At 33.8% G+C, this 16,664-nt stretch carries 19 protein-coding genes; 7 read left to right on the top strand and 12 right to left on the bottom strand.

All coding sequences use genetic code 11. The features are described 5' to 3' along the window. Positions 1-29 precede the first annotated feature (29 nt). Positions 30-1,862: a cytochrome-c peroxidase gene (locus H5V42_RS02655; RefSeq protein ID WP_185781568.1), complete on the top strand. Its 1,833-nt coding sequence runs from the start codon at positions 30-32 to the stop codon at positions 1,860-1,862. Here H5V42_RS02655 and H5V42_RS02650 read toward each other — a convergent pair. Genes H5V42_RS02650 through H5V42_RS02640 form a run of 3 tightly spaced genes read right to left on the bottom strand, consistent with a single transcriptional unit; the run spans position 1,859 to position 3,845 of the window. Further along, on the bottom strand, positions 1,859-2,623 hold the full coding sequence (locus H5V42_RS02650; protein ID WP_185781567.1) for a TIGR02757 family protein: 765 nt from the start codon (positions 2,621-2,623) through the stop codon (positions 1,859-1,861). The genes H5V42_RS02655 and H5V42_RS02650 overlap by 4 nt on opposite strands. Continuing rightward, positions 2,620-3,189 (bottom strand): CPBP family intramembrane glutamic endopeptidase, encoded by a 570-nt coding sequence (locus H5V42_RS02645; protein ID WP_185781566.1) that lies wholly within the window; start codon positions 3,187-3,189, stop codon positions 2,620-2,622. Before H5V42_RS02645 ends, H5V42_RS02650 begins: the two co-directional genes overlap by 4 nt. Beyond that, positions 3,186-3,845, bottom strand: a complete 660-nt coding sequence (locus H5V42_RS02640) for an ABC transporter ATP-binding protein (protein ID WP_185781565.1) — start codon at positions 3,843-3,845, stop codon at positions 3,186-3,188. Before H5V42_RS02640 ends, H5V42_RS02645 begins: the two co-directional genes overlap by 4 nt. A gap of 142 nt (positions 3,846-3,987) precedes the next feature. On the opposite strand from H5V42_RS02640, the gene msrA reads away from it, so the two are divergent. Genes msrA through H5V42_RS02625 form a run of 3 tightly spaced genes read left to right on the top strand, consistent with a single transcriptional unit; the run spans position 3,988 to position 5,505 of the window. Beyond that, positions 3,988-4,551: a peptide-methionine (S)-S-oxide reductase MsrA gene (gene msrA, locus H5V42_RS02635; RefSeq protein WP_185781564.1), complete on the top strand. Its 564-nt coding sequence runs from the start codon at positions 3,988-3,990 to the stop codon at positions 4,549-4,551. Between the two features lies 1 nt (position 4,552). Then, complete coding sequence (folE, locus tag H5V42_RS02630) at positions 4,553-5,152, top strand: GTP cyclohydrolase I FolE (protein ID WP_185781563.1); 600 nt, start codon at positions 4,553-4,555, stop codon at positions 5,150-5,152. A gap of 50 nt (positions 5,153-5,202) precedes the next feature. Beyond that, positions 5,203-5,505 (top strand): hypothetical protein, encoded by a 303-nt coding sequence (locus tag H5V42_RS02625; RefSeq protein ID WP_185781562.1) that lies wholly within the window; start codon positions 5,203-5,205, stop codon positions 5,503-5,505. Between the two features lie 34 nt (positions 5,506-5,539). Here the strand turns inward: H5V42_RS02625 and H5V42_RS02620 are convergent, their stop codons facing one another. From H5V42_RS02620 to H5V42_RS02580, 9 genes are all read right to left on the bottom strand, one after another. Beyond that, positions 5,540-6,103 carry a type 1 periplasmic binding fold superfamily protein gene (locus H5V42_RS02620; RefSeq protein WP_185781561.1) on the bottom strand — a complete coding sequence of 188 codons (564 nt, stop codon included), beginning with the start codon at positions 6,101-6,103 and terminating at the stop codon, positions 5,540-5,542. A 16-nt stretch (positions 6,104-6,119) separates the two neighbouring features. Then, positions 6,120-8,519 (bottom strand): TonB-dependent receptor, encoded by a 2,400-nt coding sequence (locus tag H5V42_RS02615; protein WP_185781560.1) that lies wholly within the window; start codon positions 8,517-8,519, stop codon positions 6,120-6,122. A gap of 41 nt (positions 8,520-8,560) precedes the next feature. Further along, positions 8,561-8,863, bottom strand: a complete 303-nt coding sequence (locus H5V42_RS02610) for a hypothetical protein (protein WP_185781559.1) — start codon at positions 8,861-8,863, stop codon at positions 8,561-8,563. Between the two features lie 54 nt (positions 8,864-8,917). Continuing rightward, positions 8,918-9,433, bottom strand: a complete 516-nt coding sequence (locus H5V42_RS02605; protein ID WP_185781558.1) for a DUF6787 family protein — start codon at positions 9,431-9,433, stop codon at positions 8,918-8,920. Positions 9,434-9,461: 28 nt separating this feature from the next. Next, a complete protein-coding gene (locus H5V42_RS02600) occupies positions 9,462-9,914 on the bottom strand; it encodes a DUF6146 family protein (RefSeq protein ID WP_185781557.1) in 453 nt (150 codons plus the stop codon). 72 nt (positions 9,915-9,986) lie between these two features. After that, positions 9,987-10,619, bottom strand: coding sequence for a DUF937 domain-containing protein (locus H5V42_RS02595; protein ID WP_185781556.1), 633 nt, complete (start codon positions 10,617-10,619; stop codon positions 9,987-9,989). A 68-nt stretch (positions 10,620-10,687) separates the two neighbouring features. Next, positions 10,688-11,635, bottom strand: a complete 948-nt coding sequence (locus tag H5V42_RS02590; RefSeq protein WP_185781555.1) for a D-2-hydroxyacid dehydrogenase — start codon at positions 11,633-11,635, stop codon at positions 10,688-10,690. Between the two features lie 3 nt (positions 11,636-11,638). Then, positions 11,639-12,703: a 3-phosphoserine/phosphohydroxythreonine transaminase gene (gene serC, locus H5V42_RS02585; protein WP_185781554.1), complete on the bottom strand. Its 1,065-nt coding sequence runs from the start codon at positions 12,701-12,703 to the stop codon at positions 11,639-11,641. A gap of 72 nt (positions 12,704-12,775) precedes the next feature. Further along, positions 12,776-13,822 (bottom strand): acyl-CoA reductase, encoded by a 1,047-nt coding sequence (locus H5V42_RS02580; protein WP_185781553.1) that lies wholly within the window; start codon positions 13,820-13,822, stop codon positions 12,776-12,778. A gap of 67 nt (positions 13,823-13,889) precedes the next feature. Here H5V42_RS02580 and H5V42_RS02575 point away from each other — a divergent pair, with 67 nt between their 5' ends. The 3 genes from H5V42_RS02575 to H5V42_RS02565 all read left to right on the top strand — a co-directional run bounded on the left by H5V42_RS02575 (position 13,890) and on the right by H5V42_RS02565 (position 16,636). After that, complete coding sequence (locus tag H5V42_RS02575) at positions 13,890-14,243, top strand: 4Fe-4S dicluster domain-containing protein (protein WP_185781552.1); 354 nt, start codon at positions 13,890-13,892, stop codon at positions 14,241-14,243. Positions 14,244-14,562: 319 nt separating this feature from the next. Then, positions 14,563-15,657 (top strand): redox-regulated ATPase YchF, encoded by a 1,095-nt coding sequence (gene ychF / locus H5V42_RS02570; RefSeq protein WP_185781551.1) that lies wholly within the window; start codon positions 14,563-14,565, stop codon positions 15,655-15,657. A 67-nt stretch (positions 15,658-15,724) separates the two neighbouring features. Further along, on the top strand, positions 15,725-16,636 hold the full coding sequence (locus H5V42_RS02565; RefSeq protein WP_185781550.1) for a DMT family transporter: 912 nt from the start codon (positions 15,725-15,727) through the stop codon (positions 16,634-16,636). Positions 16,637-16,664: the final 28 nt, after the last annotated feature.

Genomic DNA, 16,664 nt, shown 5'->3' with positions numbered 1-16,664 from the left:
TTTTGCATCTAAAAAAACCTATGATTTCTATGTGTAAAAAAGGTCTATTTGTATTGTCTTTAGTAGTAAGCTGTACATTGCTATCATGCAAAAAGGAAGTTGCTAAACCTGCAAGGGTAGTTTCTGAAAAATCTACTTCTTTATTCAATGAGGATATTAGAAACTATTATTTTGAGACCCTAGATAGCGCATCTTATTTTATTCAAAAATTAGATACTACGCTTAGTATCGAAGAAAACCAGAAGTATTTTCTTAAAAGTAGAGAGTGGTATAAACGAGTTGAACCAATGCTCATTGCTTATGATTATGAAAATTATTTGTCAATGAATGCTCCTAATTTGTTAAAAGTAGAAATCGATGATTATCAAGATATAAAGGTTTTAAAACCAAAAAGTTACCAAGTATTAGAAGAAACGCTTTTTGCTGATGAAGCAGTAGATAATAAAACACTCCAGAACACTTTAGCATATCTTAAAGTTAGAATACCATACATTAGAAAAAATCATATTTTAATTCGGCAAAGTGACAGGCACCATCTTAAAATGATAAGAGATGCTATTGTTAACGTTGCCACTAAAGGCATTACAGGTTTTGACTCGCCGATGTTAGCCAACTCTTTGCAGGAAGCTATATACAATTATCAAACACTACAAAAAGTTTTATTCATCTATGAAGAAACATTCGTAGATACCAGTATTTATAAGGATTTTCAAAAAGAAATTGAATTAACCATAGCTACTTTGAAAGCAGGTAATTTTGATAGTTTTGATAGGTATTCGTTTATTAAAAATCATACCAACAAACAGCTATCATTAATTAATAAAGTGGCCAATCATTGGAAAATTGCTTTAAATACTTCACGAGAATTAAATCCGACTGCGGAGAATCTTTTTGATAAAGATTTTTTTAATATTAAAAAGTTTGCATTACCACGTTCACCAGAAATAACAGCTGAACGTATTGCTTTAGGCAAGCAGTTGTTTAATGATACTAATTTATCAGTTTCAAAATCAATAAGCTGTGCTACTTGTCATGTGCAGTCTCTAGCATTTACAGATGGTAACAAAATTGCCAAAGGTGCAAATGGTAAAGCTTTACAAAGAAATTCACCTACTTTAACCTATGCAGTTTTTCAGAAAACCATGTTTTATGATGGAAGAGCTACAGGATTAGAAGACCAAATTGTTAATGTGGTTAATGACGTGGACGAATTTCATATGGATTTGAGCTCCATTGAGCAAATAATCAACAATAGTACAGAATATACATCTGCATTCAACGAGTTGTACGATGGTAAGGCAACCAATTGGAACGCTAGACACGCCATTGCAACCTATATAAGGAGCTTGGCACCTTTTGATTCTAAGTTTGATAGAAATATGCAGGAGAAGGAAGAGTCTTTAACTAAAGAAGAAATACTTGGTTTTAATTTATTTATGGGTAAGGCTGCCTGCGCAACCTGCCATTTTCCACCCGCATTCAACGGTACAGTTCCACCAAAATATATGGAAACTGAATTCGAGAATTTAGGAGTTCCTATGAACGCTAGTTTTGAACATCCGGTATTAGATGATGACCCCGGCCAATATTTACCATACAAGGTTGAAGAACGTAAAAACTTTTTTAAAACTGCTACAGTTAGAAATATTGAATTGACGGCTCCATACATGCATAACGGGGTATACAGTTCTTTAGAAGAGGTAGTAAATTTCTACAATGTTGGTGGTGGTGCTGGTATGGGCTTAGATGTTCCGCTACAAACGTTACCGCCAGATTCTTTACACTTATCAACTACAGAGTCTAAGGCCCTAATTGCTTTTATGAAAACATTGACAGACAAACAATTTGAAAGTAGTAATTAAAATCTTTCAAATACCCCTAATCCAAATAATGCAAAATCATATTTAACAGGGTCAACGGGGTCAAATTTGCGTAAGCTTTTATCTAGCTCTAACAGCGCTTTGGCATCATTCTGCTTTCGTTTCAAAAGCTTGAGTTTTCTAGCTACATTGCCAGAATGTACATCTAAGGGACAAGAAAGTTGGGAGGGTTTAATTTGTGTCCAAATACCAAAATCTACTCCGTTTTTTGAGGGTCTAACCATCCAACGTAAAAACATATTAATACGCTTGGCAGCAGAGCCTGTAGCAGGATTAGAAACATGCTTTGCTGTACGAGCTGGGTGTTCTAATTCAAAAAAAGTAGACTTAAATTTTGTTATGCTTTCTTGTAAGTTTTCAGCTTTAGAATGTGGCGTTAATACATTTTCTAAACCATTATGATTTTGATAAATGTTTTTTAATGCTTTTATAAAATATGTAAGGTCATCGTCATTAAATGTTCGGTGCACAAATGATTCTAAGGCCTTTAAATCTGCTTTCGAGTGGTTTAGTATAAAGTCATAAGGTGCATTGTCAAATAACGCCATTAATTTTGTGGCATTAGTAATAATACTTTTTCTATTTCCCCAAGCAATTGTAGCGGTTAAAAATCCGGAAATTTCAATGTCTTCTTTTTTAGAAAAATGATGCGGTATCTGAATGGGGTCAGTATCTAAAAAAGTGCGGTTTTCGTAATACGCAGCCTTTTCATCTAAAAATTCTTTTAACTCTTGTAATCTCATTCAATAGGTATTCCTAATAATTGTAAAATTACTACGGGCAAAAACAATATACCATTATAACAGGCATGTAATAGTATTGACCAATGAAGACCTAATCGTACTCTAATATAGCCTAATAAAAATCCTAAAATTAATTGTGGTAAAACTAGTAAAGGAGTTAGTAGGTAAACCGTGGTAGAGGATTCAAAGTTTGTAATATGAACTAAGGCAAATAACACTGCACTAGCATAAAATATCCACTTAAAATTAGGATTATTTTTAAACAGAGATAAACCTCCTCTAAAGAATAATTCTTCAAATAAAGGAGCAACAATTACAGCTAAAAAAAACACTAGTAGTAAAGAACTATTAGCTAATAACTCTTCCATCTCATGTCCACCAAGGTCTATTTTAAGAATTACCTCTAGTAGAATACTGGTAAACATAGAGGTTAAAATCCCTAGCACTAGGCAAAGCACCAGAATGTGTGAAAACAACTTCCATTTATAGCCGCCAGGAGCATCAGAATAAGAAACGTATTTTGGATTCTTTATAAAATCTAGGATTCTTTCAAATGTTCTTTTCATACAATTAAACCATCTACCATAGTTAGTTTTCTATCTGCCAAATCAGCTAATTCTTTGTTATGTGTTACTATGATAAAAGTTTGGTCAAAATCATCTCTTAACTTTAAAAATAGTTGGTGTAAATTTTCTGCGCTTTCTGAATCTAAATTTCCAGAAGGCTCGTCAGCCAAAATTATAGAAGGATTGTTAATTAAAGACCTAGCCACGGCTACCCGTTGTTGTTCACCACCAGATAGTTCGTTGGGCTTATGATGAAGTCTATGCGATAATCCTAAAAATTCTAATAATTCTGATGCTTTTTCTTCCACCTCTTTTTTAGGTCTTTGTTGAATAAAACCAGGAATACAAACATTTTCTAAAGCATTAAATTCTGGTAACAGCTGATGAAACTGAAAAATAAATCCAATATGTTCATTTCTAAATTTTGCTTGTGCTTTATCATTAAGTTTTGTGACATCAATACCATTAATTTCTAACACACATTCATTGCTATTACTTGGCTTGTCTAGGGTACCTAAAATTTGAAGTAAAGTAGTTTTACCCGCACCAGAAGCTCCAACAATAGAAACAATCTCTTTTTTTGCAATAGTTACATCAACGCCTTTTAACACCTCAAGCTCGCCATAAGACTTTCTAATATTTTTGGCTATTACCATATAAGAAATTTAAATAACGAAAGTAGCCATAACTTACTTAGGTTAAAAGTAATTTGTGGTAATCAAATACGACTAAAAGTTATAAATCAAAAGTTAAATACTAGCTTTATAATTTTAAAAGCTATTGAAGAAAGAAAATCTAATGAATAAAAACAATACTACAGCACTCGAGACCGCTATTTTTGCAAATGGTTGTTTTTGGTGTACAGAAGCTGTTTTTCAACGCTTAAATGGTGTACAAGAGGTAATTTCTGGATATACCGGAGGACATATAAAAAATCCTCCGTATAGAGAGGTGTGCACTGGTAGAACTGGCCACGCAGAGGGTATTCTAATTACTTTTGACCCTAATCTCATTTCTTATACTGAATTGTTAGAGGTGTTTTTTGCGACACATGACCCAACTACTCTTAATAGGCAAGGTAATGATGTTGGCACGCAATACAGAAGTGAGATTTTTTACACTACAGATGAACAACGTAAACAAGCTGAAGCTTTTATAGCGCTTTTAACAGAACAAAAAGTGTTTCAAAATCCAATAGTTACAGCGGTTAGTGAAGAAAAAACGTTCTATAAAGCAGAAGAAGACCATCAAAATTATTATAATGAGAATGCATCACAACCGTATTGCCAAGTAATTATAAATCCAAAATTGAAAAAATTAAATACCTATTTTTCAGACAAATTAAAATCCGTTACAAAATAACATGGCAGCATATCAGAATTTAGAAGAATATAATATCAACTTAACCAATGAGGTAAAGGAGCGTTATAAAACAATTATAGATGAAATAGGGGAGGACGTTGAACGCGAAGGTTTATTAAAAACACCTGAGCGTGCTGCTAAAGCCATGCTTTTTTTAACTCAAGGCTATAAACAGAGTGCTGAAGAAATTTTAAAAAGCGCCATGTTTAAAGAGGATTATGATGATATGGTTATCATCAAAGATATTGAGTTATACTCGCTTTGTGAACACCATATGTTACCATTTTTTGGCAAGGCACATGTGGCGTATATTCCTAATGGCCAGATAGTAGGGTTGAGTAAAATACCACGTGTAGTAGATGTATTTGCAAGAAGATTACAAGTGCAAGAACGGTTAACGCATGATATTTTAGAATGTATAAATAATACCCTAAAACCAAAAGGTGTAGCAGTGGTCATTGAGGCGTCTCATATGTGTATGATGATGCGCGGAGTTCAAAAACAAAACTCAGTAACCACCACATCAGGATTTAGAGGACAGTTTGAAAAAATTGAAACAAGAAACGAGTTTTTGAAATTGATTAGTGCTGATTTACACTAAATAATTGGCATGGCTATTGTTGAATACAAAATGAATTTTTAAATTTCATCATGGCAAAACGTAAAGACGAAAAATATAAAAACCTGTTATTATCCTTGGTATTTGATGGTATTGGTATGCTATCTTTTACTGTACCCTTTATAGGGGAGTTTTCTGATGTAATTTGGGCACCACTCGCAGGTTGGTTAATGACTAGGTTATATAAGGGTAAAGTGGGTAAAGCAGCCGGTGTATTTACTTTTTTAGAAGAGTTGATACCTGGTATGGACGTAGTTCCTTCTTTTACCATTATGTGGATTTACACCTATTTTCTTTCAGATAAAAAAACAAAAAAGACCATAATAGATGTTTAAAAAAAGGGCGTTGTTTTTACAACGCCCTTTTTTGTTATTGTGTAATATTAAAATTAAAAGTAACTGCGATATCTGTTTCACCGCCAGCACCAGATAACGTGCCGTCATTTGGCTTAGTTGGCTCGTGGCGTAGGGTAACTGTTAAACTACCAGAACCCGCAGTGTTAGTTTCTAAGTTGAATTCTATTCCAACAGGATTTCCATTTCCATCTTGATCAGTAGCAACAGCACTTGCAACTGAACCTCCTATTTCAAAAATAAATTGGTGTTCATCTGCTTCCTCTTCCACTTCTTCTGTAATGTTTTCTGCTGGGTTTTCAGTTTCATTTAATAAAACAATAGTTGCATTGTATGTAGTATTACCCGCAAGGTCACTAACTGTTACTACAGGAGCATTAGGTCCATCACCATCTAAATCTTGTGATTGGAATGTTACCGTGTCTCCACCACCTTCAGGAACCAAAGTTATGGTCATAGTGGTTATGGTTTCTTCTTCATTCACCGGTTCTGGATTGTTATCTCCACTGTCGTCGTCTGAGCAAGAGACAAAAACGGTTGCCGCTAGAAAAAAGATAGCTAAGAATTTGAACGTTTTCATAAATTAAGTGTTTGTGTTAATAATTAAATTTTAATTGAATAATAATGTTTCGACCTAAGTCATCAGCGAAATATCGTTGTCTATTTAAATAGTCTCTGTATACTGTATTCGTAAGATTATTTATTAGTAATGATGTTGTTAGATTATTGTTTTTACCCAGATTAAATTGCAGTTGTGTTTGTATATTAATTAGATGATAGGCATCTGGTGCAGAATTAATATCTAATTCTACTTCTTGATTTTGTTCAGGAGAAAAAATGATAATATTTGGTGGTGTTTCATTTTGTTCAAATACATAGTTGCTAGTCAAAGAGAATTCAAAATTGTTCCATTCTGGTTTTAAAAAAGTAATACTGTTTAACGTATTTGCTGCAGGAATATTAATGATTGGAATATCATTTTCAGTATCTGTTCCTTTTACTATCGAAAATTGATGAGCGGTATTTAAATTTGCTATCCAATTAGCATTGGCATTAAAATCTAAACCAAAAAGTCTGGCATTAGTTTGGCGATAACTCCAAACCGGGAATGCACCCCTAAGTGTGAACTCAACGTTGGTTGGTTCTAAAAGAATAAAATCATCAATATAATTAGCGTATGGTGCTAAGGTAAAACTCCAATGTTCAAATTTTTCTTCCCATGAAAAGGAGACTTTATGAGAGGTTTCACTTTTAATTCGTAAATCACCTAACTCTATCCGGGAGGCTGAATGATGTAAACCATCACTAAATAATTCAGAAGGATTAGGAGCACGCTTGGCTAACGCAAAATTTAAACGAAGTTTTCTATTTGAGTCTTTAGCATATGCTGCTCCAAAGGTGGTTGAAATATTATTGAAATCAAGAATAGGATTTACAAGTAATTGTGTTCCAAGGTCTTCAATAATTAAATCATTGAATTCTTGGTCATAGCCACGTTCTTCCCAACGAGAGGTTATGTAGAATTTCTTCGCATCAATTCTTGAAAAATCATATCTAAAGCCAGCATCAAAAGTTAAATCAGCTGTCGCTTTATATTCGCCAATTAAAAATGACCCAAAATCGTATTTTTCATAATCTGGAATAAGCCTTCTAACACCTGTGTCAGGATTTGGGAAGTTTTCTTGATATCTGGCTAAAAGTCCAACAGTTACATCTAACTTTGCATTGGCATCCCATTTAAAATCGGTAGAAAGCGTATGCGTAGTAAGCCTTAAATCTATTGATGCTCTATCGTCATCTTCACCTCTTCGTATATCATACTCAAAGCGTTGATTTTGCTGAAAATCGTATTGTAGGCTTAGTTTACCCAATCCTTCAAAACGTTTATAAAAAAGACCTTTAGCTAAATGATGACCAACTTGTTGTCTAGGGTTAAGTAAATCGTAAGTAAAGTCTCTAATTACCAGAGGCTGTCTACTATTTATACTTCTTATTAAATCATCTGTGTTACCAATATGAGATGCCCTCAAAATTGCAATTTCTGTATTGATATAAGAGTAATAAGCTTCCCAACCCATTTCAAAAGTTCTTTTACCCGCATTAAAATTCACACCAAAGTTTTGGATTCCAGTGTTAGATAACACATAATCTGGAGCTTCTTGGTCTCCTAAACGTTTATACGAAACTTGTCCTCTAACATACCAACCAGATTTATAGCTTTTTGTTAACTCTGTATTGATGTTTCCTCCCCGGCCATTAGTGGCTCCGCTGATAACGGTTTTACCAAATAGTGAATCTTTATTAATTACGGTTAACGGTTCAACTAAAATAACCCCACCTATAGCGTCACCACCGTATTTTAATGCTGATGCTCCTTTAACTACAGTTATTTTACCTGCAGCGTTAATATCTATGTTGGGTGCATGCTCGTCTCCCCATTCCATGTCTTGCATGCGCACACCATTGTTTAACAATAATACTCTGGAGCCATTTAAACCATGAATTGCTGGTTTTGAAATAAATGCACCTGTATTTAAGGTAGATACGCCAGAAAGTTCTTTTAAGGCATCACCTAAAGACCCAATTGTATATTGCTCTATTTCTGCCAATTTTAAAGTTGATTCTTGTGCTGAATTTGTTTGTTTTCTAGTGGAGTTGCCAACTACTTCTACTTCTTTTAGTTCTTCTAAATGATGTTCTAATTTTATTTCTATAGTTCTATCTTCAGTTATTTCTATAGGTATAAATACAGTTGAACATTCTGGATGAGAAACTTCAATTTCATAATTACCAGCACATAAATTTTTGATTAAAAAAGTTCCATCCAAATTTGATAATGTTGCTTTATCAGAATTTAGAATAGTTATCGTAGCACCCGGTAACATCGATTGATCATGATAATCGATTACGGTACCAGTAAGTTTAAGGTCACAATCTTGCCCAAAAATTAAAAAGGGCAAGAACATTGCTAACCATATGGTTTTCAATGAGTTCATAAGAATATTTTAGATAAAAAAAGTAGGTGTAAATGGGTTAACTACACCATTGGCGGGGGGCGACTTTCGAGCCGTAATAAGTGCGGAATGTTAATCTCAAAAATAGAAGTAAACGATACTACTTTATTTTGATATGGAATTGCTTCAGAAGTGATAACAACTTGTGCCGGACTAGTAATTGAGAATTCTGCTTGCTGGTTTTCAATAGTGAATAAACAACTTGTACAATTTTCTATGCTATCTTCTGTACCATCATGGTGGGTGTAAACATGTAGAGAGGAAATCTTAAAGCATAAAATTGCTAAAAGAAATACTGTAGTAAGTAATGTTCTCAAATTACCCATAGCAACAAAGCTAAAATTATTAATGCTCTAATGTATGTTAAGAATATTATAAAATTAGTTGAATAGAAATCCTAAACCCATTCTTTTCAACATTTTTTTCTCAAAATTCCAGAAAAAAGAAAATTGACCAAATAGCCAACCAATTGCCACTAATAAGATTTGGTAAATAGGAAATATAAGTAGCACTCGTAATGGCCAATAAATCCAACCGCTTGTTGTTTCATAGTCAAAACCTAGTAAATGGGTTAGGGGAGCAGCTAATCTACCCGCCAAACTACCTGTAATTGCAAATACTATGAAAATCGCAATCATTTCCCATCTGTACTCTGTTATCCATTTATTTTTCAATTTTTGAAAACACCATAAAAAGAACTTAAGTAAAATTATGTAGAACAGTGTGGTTAATACTAGTGTTATTGGCCACTCTAAAAATGTATTATTACTATTGAATAGATGAACTAATTTTCTTGCGATATAATAACCCGTTGCTAAAGTCAATAAAAAGCCAAGTACTGGAAAAAGTAATTGCCAATTTTGAACAATATCCCAGCGTTTTTTTAATCTTTCCATAATTCTAATAACCGCACAAATGTACGTATTAGATCCTAGGTAAAAAGGGTCCTAAACGTTGATTATATTTTCTTTGAAAATAAATAAAGTAATTGTAGAGTTTGTAATTTACTTCGTACCCATAGTCAATGTTGGGGTCGTAATTTATCTGTAATTCATACAAGTTTGGATTGTATTGTTGAGGCTGTAGAACTCTATTATTCCAATTAACTACAAGAATTTGATTTCGAGTTTCTAACCATCCTTGGGTATAATAGCCTACTGGCCTGGCTACACTATTTAACCAGGTGTAAAAGCCAGGTTCTATAATAATTATCTCATATTCCGTTTCTTCATCAATTAAAGCTACCTCAGTGTCGTCTTCAGATTTGAATATTTCTTTTTCAGTATCAGTAACATCTGCAAGTTCTTTTTGAGAACTACAATTGCTTAAACTGATAGCAAAAAATATTAGGAATAAAGAATTAATTAGCAATTTCATACAGGTAATTTAAAAAGAAAAGCCATTCCTTTTATTGGAATGGCTTTATTTTAAAGCTATTTTAAGAATATCTTATTTTCCAAAGAGACCTCCAAGTAAGCCTCCTAGGCCTCCTTTTTTCTTATTGCTTCCTAAAACCATACCAGCTACGTCATCTAGTACACTACCATCACCGTCAGCATCAATCAAACTCTCAATAAGGCTTTGATTTTGTTTTGGCTGACCACCAAGCATACTGCCCAATAATGCATTCATAGCATTACCGTCATTAATATTGTTTTGTCTAGTTTGTTTACCTAAAAAGCCCATTAAGATTGGGGCTGCAATTTTTAATATTTGACCAACAGAACCAGCATCTAAACCAGATTTTTGGCTTAGTGCATTTTCTACAGCTGGTTGTTTAGCACCTAATACATGACCTAAAATGCCAGCACCATCATTCATAACAGATTCATCAACTCCGCCACCAAAGAGACCACCAAGGTTGTCTAAAATACTACCATCATGTTTTCCTGATAAAGCTCCCATAAGTCCGGCTGCACCTTCTGGTGAAGATACATTCTTCTTCATTGCACCCATAATAAGAGGCATTGCCATGCTAAGTACGTCTGCTGTTTTACTTTCAGACTGTCCTGTTTGCCCAGCAACTCCGCTAATCATTTGCTGACCCATTGGGCTATTTAATAAATCTAATAATCCTGCCATTTGTTTTAGTGTTTATAATAATTTGTAATGTACGAAATTCAAAAGTTAATTTTAAATTTTCTTAACAATTAACCTTTTTCCACAATTTGATTAGCAAGTTCTATGCCAATTCTTTCTTGAGATTCTTGTGTGCTTCCCCCAATATGTGGAGTTAAAGAAATACTTGGGTTCATTAAGACTTTAATTTGAGGATTGGGTTCATTTACAAAAACATCTAAACCCGCAAAACTAACTTTACCACTTTCAATTGCTTCTAATAAATCGTCCTCGTTAATATTTTCTCCTCTAGAGGTGTTAATTATACCAACACCATCTTTCATTAATTCAAATTCTTTTGAGGTAAATATTGGATTTTTTTGTTTTGGAATGTGAATACTGATAAAATCTGATTTTTCAAGAACCTCCTCAAAAGCCATTGCTATAATAGTAAAGGTAATGGTTTGACCATCATAAAAATCTAATTCTAATGAATAGGTATTGTTGGTTTTGTTGTGGACCAAAACCTTCATTCCTAGTCCTATCGCAATTTTAGCCACAGTTCTACCAATTTGGCCAAAACCTATTATACCTAAAGTTTTATCTTTTAATTCAGTAGCTGAAGCATATGATTTCTTTAGTTTTTTAAAATTACTATCACCTTCTAATGGCATATTTCTATTGGCATCTTGTAAATGTCTTGCGCCAGTTAACATATGTGCAAAAACCAATTCAGCAACAGCATTAGAAGAAGCTTTAGGAGTGTTAATTACTCGTATTCCTTTAGATTTTGCATACGCAACATCAATATTGTCTAAACCTACACCACCGCGTCCAATTAGTTGAAGCGTTGGACATTTATCAATAATTTTTTTATCGACTTTCGTTGCGCTTCTCACTAGTAAAGCTTGAATTTGATTTTTTGCGATGTAATTAGCTAATTGTTCTTGGGCAACCTTAGTTTCTATTACCGTGTTACCTGCTGCCTCGAGTATATCTTTGCCCGCCTTAGCAATGCCATCATTGACCAATATCTTCATGGGTTATCCTTTGCGTTCCAACTCACTCATTATATCTACCAAAACACCTACACTTTCTAAAGAAAGCGCATTATACATAGAAGCTCGATAACCACCTACAGAACGGTGACCATTAATACCACTAACACCTGCTTCTAAACACATTTGGTCGAAAGTTTCTTTAAGGGTTTCATCGGTAATATTAAAAGTTGCATTCATGTAAGATCGGTCTTCTTTTGCTGCAATACCGGAAAAAACTGGATTCAAATCAATTTCAGAATAGATAAGATTGGCTTTCTTTTCATTAATTTCTTCTATAGCCGAAATACCTCCTAAATCTTTTAACCATTGTAGTGTAAGCATAGAAACGTAGACTGCAAAAACAGGTGGGGTATTAAACATACTTTCTTTAGCAATATGAGTTTCATAATTCAACATTGAAGGTATTTGGCGCGAAACTTTTCCAAGTATATCCTTTTTTACGACAACTAAAGTTGTTCCTGCTGGTCCCATGTTTTTCTGAGCGCCTGCATAGATTAAATCAAATTTTGAAAAATCTAATTGTCTTGAGAATATATCGGAACTCATATCACATACCAGAGGAACATCTGTTTCTGGAAACGCTTTAAACTGAGTACCAAAAATGGTGTTATTCGATGTTAAATGCAGGTAATCTAAATCCTTTGGAATGTTATATCCCTTAGGTATATATGTAAAGTTGGCCTCTTGCGAAGATGCAATTTCAAAGACCTCTCCAAAAAGGCGGGCTTCTTTAATTGCCTTTAAGCTCCATGTACCCGTATTAATATAACCGGCTTTTTTTTCAAGAAGATTATACGCCGTGGCTAAAAACTGCGTACTGGCGCCGCCTTGTAAAAACAATGCTTCATATCCTTTGTTTTCCAGGTTTAAAAGCTCTAAAGCTAATGCTCTTGCTTTTTCTATGATTGCGACAAATTCTTTACTTCTATGAGATATTTCGATAAGTGATAAACCTATATCATCCAATTCAATAACTGCTTCCGCAGCCTTTTGCATTACGGTTGAGGGCAAAATGCAGGGACCTGCACTAAAATTGTGTTTTTTCATTAAGTTTTTTGATTTAGCTCAGCAATTTTACAATTGCCTTGCTAAGGTCTTAAATTTTTATGGAAGGAAAAATTATAGATTGGTAAGAAACTGCATGGTATCTATACCATCAGCATAGTCACTTAAATTAGGTTGTTGGGTTTCTCCAAAATTGATGAATTCATCAGTTTTACTGTTAGAAACTATGCATTGAATATCTTCTTTTTTTAGTTCTAATTTTTGCAGTAATTCTTCTTTATCTGAGAAGTATTCATAATAAAGCGTTGCAATGGGTGAAGCTAATGACTCTTCTTGTTTCAACAGTAAAAAGCCATTGTCAAAAAACTTAAAATCAGACATTAAATAAACAGCCTTGTTGTAAGTGTAGTTATTGTTGTATTTATGATTATCTAGAACATGTTTGTACTCTTCAAAAGCTTTGTATAGTGTATCAATATCATAATTATCGGGAATGTAAATTTTAGAAACACTTCTACAACCTAAACCAAAGTATTGAAATACATCTATAGCTAAGTTTTTTAACTGTTCTGTGGTTTCTTCACCAGTAAGAACTGCCACAGAATTTCGGTTCTTTCGAATTATGTTGGGGTACTTACCAAAATAATATTCAAAGTAACGACTAGTATTGTTGCTTCCAGTAGCAATTACCGCGTCAAAATTGGTCAATTGGGTAGCGGTAAACGTTATTCTATTTTTAAAATCGATATTTTCTTCAATTAAAAATTCGGCAATAAATGGTACTAACACGTTATCATTAGAAGATAGTTTTATAAGTGCGTTATTTCCTGAAAGTAGAACGCACAAAAAATCATGCAAACCTACTAATGGAATGTTACCTGCCATTACTATACCAACAGTTTTTGCTTCCTTCTTTTGTTTTAAATTATACGCTGATAACCACGCTGTTAAATTTGATTCTGTAAGTTGTTCACCCCATTGTGCTACTGCATATTCTAAGTTGCTTAGAGTAAACCAGCCATTTTGTTGATTAGCAGTTACTAGTGCATTTTCAAAAGCTAACTGTTTTTTGTCTTTCAAAACAATTTTGTTGGTAATGTATGCTCTAAAAAATGTTCCCAGTTTAACAAAAGGGTAATAAATAGATTCTTCTAGTGTCATTAAATTTGTATACTGATTGAGTAGGATTTAATTTTGTGTAAAATTAAGCATTGAAAAAGGAATTGATATGGCAATTATAATAACAGATGAGTGTATTAACTGTGGAGCATGTGAACCAGAATGCCCAAACACTGCAATTTATGAAGGCGCAGATGAATGGCGGTACAGTGATGGTACTTCTCTAGAAGGTAATGTTGTGCTACCTAATGGAAAAGAGGTTAATGCTGAAGAAGTTCAAGAGCCTGTTAGTGATGAATTATACTACATAGTTCCAGATAAATGCACCGAGTGTAAAGGGTTCCATGAAGAGCCACAATGTGCCGCTGTATGTCCTGTAGATTGTTGTGTGCCAGATGAGGATGTAGTGGAGACCGAAGAAGAATTACTGGGGAAGCAACAATTTATGCATCCTGAAGGGTAAATTTTAAAAATGATAACTTGTACCCGAATCTTATACTGATTCGGGTTTTTTTATGAAAAAACAAGAAGAATATAACGGTATTTGGATGAAAATAGGCTGTTTTTTATCCGCACTAGCCATTTTGGGTATTTTATTTCTTATCGGCTACTTTGCATACTCTTTGTTTAATAGGTTGTAGTATTAATTGTTTTCTTCAACTTATCTTTGCAGCTTCATTTTAATCGATAGCATGTTGTAAGTTGTAAGTGGAATGGCAATACTTCCTCTCACAACTAATTTAGCATCAATTTTTTATCGTTTAACTACTAACATTTTTTAAATGAAAGCTGGAATTGTAGGATTACCAAACGTAGGTAAATCAACTTTATTTAATTGTTTATCAAACGCAAAAGCACAAAGTGCAAACTTTCCTTTTTGTACAATTGAGCCTAATATAGGCGTAGTTAATGTGCCAGACCCTAGATTAGAAAAGTTAGATGAACTTGTAAATCCACAACAAGTAATCCCGGCTACTGTTGAAATTGTTGACATTGCTGGTTTGGTTAAAGGCGCAAGTAAAGGTGAAGGATTAGGTAACCAATTTTTAGGCAACATTAGAGAGACAGATGCAATTCTTCATGTTTTACGTTGTTTTGATAATGATAATGTAGTTCATGTTGATGGCTCTGTAGACCCTATTAGAGATAAAGAGACTATCGATATGGAGTTGCAGTTAAAAGACTTAGAAAGTGTTGAAAAAAAGCTTGATAAAGTTAAAAGAGCTGCAAAAACAGGGAACAAAGAAGCTCAAAAAGAAGCCACTATACTTACGACCTTAAAAGAAGGTTTAGAGGCAGGACAATCTGTACGTGCAATTGAGCTTTCAAAAGAAGACCACGCAGAGTTTGTAAAACCACTACAACTAATTACAGATAAACCAGTAATGTACGTTTGTAATGTTGATGAAGCTGCTGCCGTAGAAGGTAATACTTACGTTAACAAGGTGAAAGAGGCTGTAAAAGATGAAAATGCAGAAGTTATTTTTTTAGCAGTAGGTACAGAGGCTGATATTAACGAGCTAGAAAGCTATGAAGAGCGCCAAATGTTCTTAGAAGACCTAGGGCTTTCTGAACCAGGGGCTGCAAAACTCATTCGTGGTGCTTATAATCTACTGAACTTAGAAACCTATTTTACCGCTGGCGAAAAAGAGGTTAGAGCATGGACAATCAAAAAAGGTGCAACCGCACCACAAGCCGCGGGGGTTATTCATACAGATTTTGAAAAAGGATTCATTCGTGCAGAAGTAATTGCCTACAATGATTATGTAAATTTTGGTAGCGAAGCTAAGGTTAAAGAAGCTGGTAAAATGCGTGTTGAAGGTAAAGAATACACCGTAAAAGATGGTGATGTAATGCACTTTAGGTTTAATGTCTAAGTCTTGAACGTTGTAGTTCTCTCGTAAACTTGTATTTAAAATTTTAAGAACGCTTTACTTTGGCTTTATGGCAAAGCTTAAAGAAGGTAAAGGTCTTGGTATATGTTACGGAATTTTAGGCGTTGTTCTTTTTTCATCAAAGGCGGTAATGGTTAAAATGGCCTACGAGTATCAGGTGCCAACCCTAGACCTGCTTCTTTTTAGAATGTTTTTTTCAGTACCATTTTATATCTTAATTGTTTTATGGGTTTCTAAAAATAATACTGAAACTACCGCAACTAGAACAGATTTTTTATGGATAGTTCTTTTTGGATTCTTAGGCTATTATTTAGCAAGCTATTTTGACTTTTTAGGGCTTAATTACATTAAAGCAAGTTTAGAACGTATTATCTTATTTACCTACCCAACTATAGTAGTACTATTGTCTTGGTTGTTTTTTAAAAAGAAAATTTCTATGGTACAGGTAGTTGCCATATTAATAACCTATGCGGGTATTTTGCTTACTTTTTTTAATGAATTAGATTTTAGTGGTAATGAAATCTTACTAGGTGTTTTTTTAATTCTATTAAGTGCTTTGACTTATGCTTCTTACCTCGTTGGTAGCGGTTGGTTAATTCCCAAATTTGGAGTTCTTTTATTTACTAGCTATGCCATGATTATTAGTACATTATGTGTGCTAATTCATTATGCTTTAATGGGCGATTGGAATTTATACTCCTATCCATGGCAAGTTTATGCATTGGGTTTAGCAATGGCTGTTTTCGCAACATTAATTCCATCTTTTTTGGTATCCAAATCAATACAAATTCTAGGAGCATCTAATTTTTCTATTTTGGGAAGTTTAGGTCCAATTTCGACTATTATTCTTGCTTATGTCTTTTTAAATGAACGCTTAACCTTTTGGCAATTTGTAGGAATGGCGATTGTAATTTATGGAATCACCTACTTATCTCTGCGGACAAAAAAGCAGGCAAACTAAGCTATCAACAACTTATAAGATGTATTTG

It is taken from the genome of Croceivirga lutea (genome assembly GCF_014235875.1).
Lineage (GTDB): Bacteria > Bacteroidota > Bacteroidia > Flavobacteriales > Flavobacteriaceae > Croceivirga > Croceivirga lutea.
Note: the sequence above shows the minus strand (reverse complement) of the source record. Positions and strands in the feature narration are given on the sequence as shown.

Bases quoted from the DNA above. Each gene is read 5' to 3' on its own strand.
- H5V42_RS02605 (WP_185781558.1), bottom strand. From the start codon at position 9,433: ATGGAAAGATTAAAAAAACGCTGGGATATTGTTCAAAATTGGCAATTA.
- H5V42_RS02590 (WP_185781555.1), bottom strand. From the start codon at position 11,635: ATGAAGATATTGGTCAATGATGGCATTGCTAAGGCGGGCAAAGATATA.
- H5V42_RS02640 (WP_185781565.1), bottom strand. From the start codon at position 3,845: ATGGTAATAGCCAAAAATATTAGAAAGTCTTATGGCGAGCTTGAGGTG.
- H5V42_RS02620 (WP_185781561.1), bottom strand. From the start codon at position 6,103: ATGAAAACGTTCAAATTCTTAGCTATCTTTTTTCTAGCGGCAACCGTT.
- H5V42_RS02650 (WP_185781567.1), bottom strand. From the start codon at position 2,623: ATGAGATTACAAGAGTTAAAAGAATTTTTAGATGAAAAGGCTGCGTAT.
- H5V42_RS02645 (WP_185781566.1), bottom strand. From the start codon at position 3,189: ATGAAAAGAACATTTGAAAGAATCCTAGATTTTATAAAGAATCCAAAA.
- H5V42_RS02615 (WP_185781560.1), bottom strand. From the start codon at position 8,519: ATGAACTCATTGAAAACCATATGGTTAGCAATGTTCTTGCCCTTTTTA.
- folE (WP_185781563.1), top strand. From the start codon at position 4,553: ATGGCAGCATATCAGAATTTAGAAGAATATAATATCAACTTAACCAAT.
- H5V42_RS02625 (WP_185781562.1), top strand. From the start codon at position 5,203: ATGGCAAAACGTAAAGACGAAAAATATAAAAACCTGTTATTATCCTTG.
- H5V42_RS02600 (WP_185781557.1), bottom strand. From the start codon at position 9,914: ATGAAATTGCTAATTAATTCTTTATTCCTAATATTTTTTGCTATCAGT.
- ychF (WP_185781551.1), top strand. From the start codon at position 14,563: ATGAAAGCTGGAATTGTAGGATTACCAAACGTAGGTAAATCAACTTTA.
- H5V42_RS02655 (WP_185781568.1), top strand. From the start codon at position 30: ATGTGTAAAAAAGGTCTATTTGTATTGTCTTTAGTAGTAAGCTGTACA.
- serC (WP_185781554.1), bottom strand. From the start codon at position 12,703: ATGAAAAAACACAATTTTAGTGCAGGTCCCTGCATTTTGCCCTCAACC.
- H5V42_RS02595 (WP_185781556.1), bottom strand. From the start codon at position 10,619: ATGGCAGGATTATTAGATTTATTAAATAGCCCAATGGGTCAGCAAATG.
- H5V42_RS02565 (WP_185781550.1), top strand. From the start codon at position 15,725: ATGGCAAAGCTTAAAGAAGGTAAAGGTCTTGGTATATGTTACGGAATT.
- msrA (WP_185781564.1), top strand. From the start codon at position 3,988: ATGAATAAAAACAATACTACAGCACTCGAGACCGCTATTTTTGCAAAT.
- H5V42_RS02580 (WP_185781553.1), bottom strand. From the start codon at position 13,822: ATGACACTAGAAGAATCTATTTATTACCCTTTTGTTAAACTGGGAACA.
- H5V42_RS02575 (WP_185781552.1), top strand. From the start codon at position 13,890: ATGGCAATTATAATAACAGATGAGTGTATTAACTGTGGAGCATGTGAA.
- H5V42_RS02610 (WP_185781559.1), bottom strand. From the start codon at position 8,863: ATGGGTAATTTGAGAACATTACTTACTACAGTATTTCTTTTAGCAATT.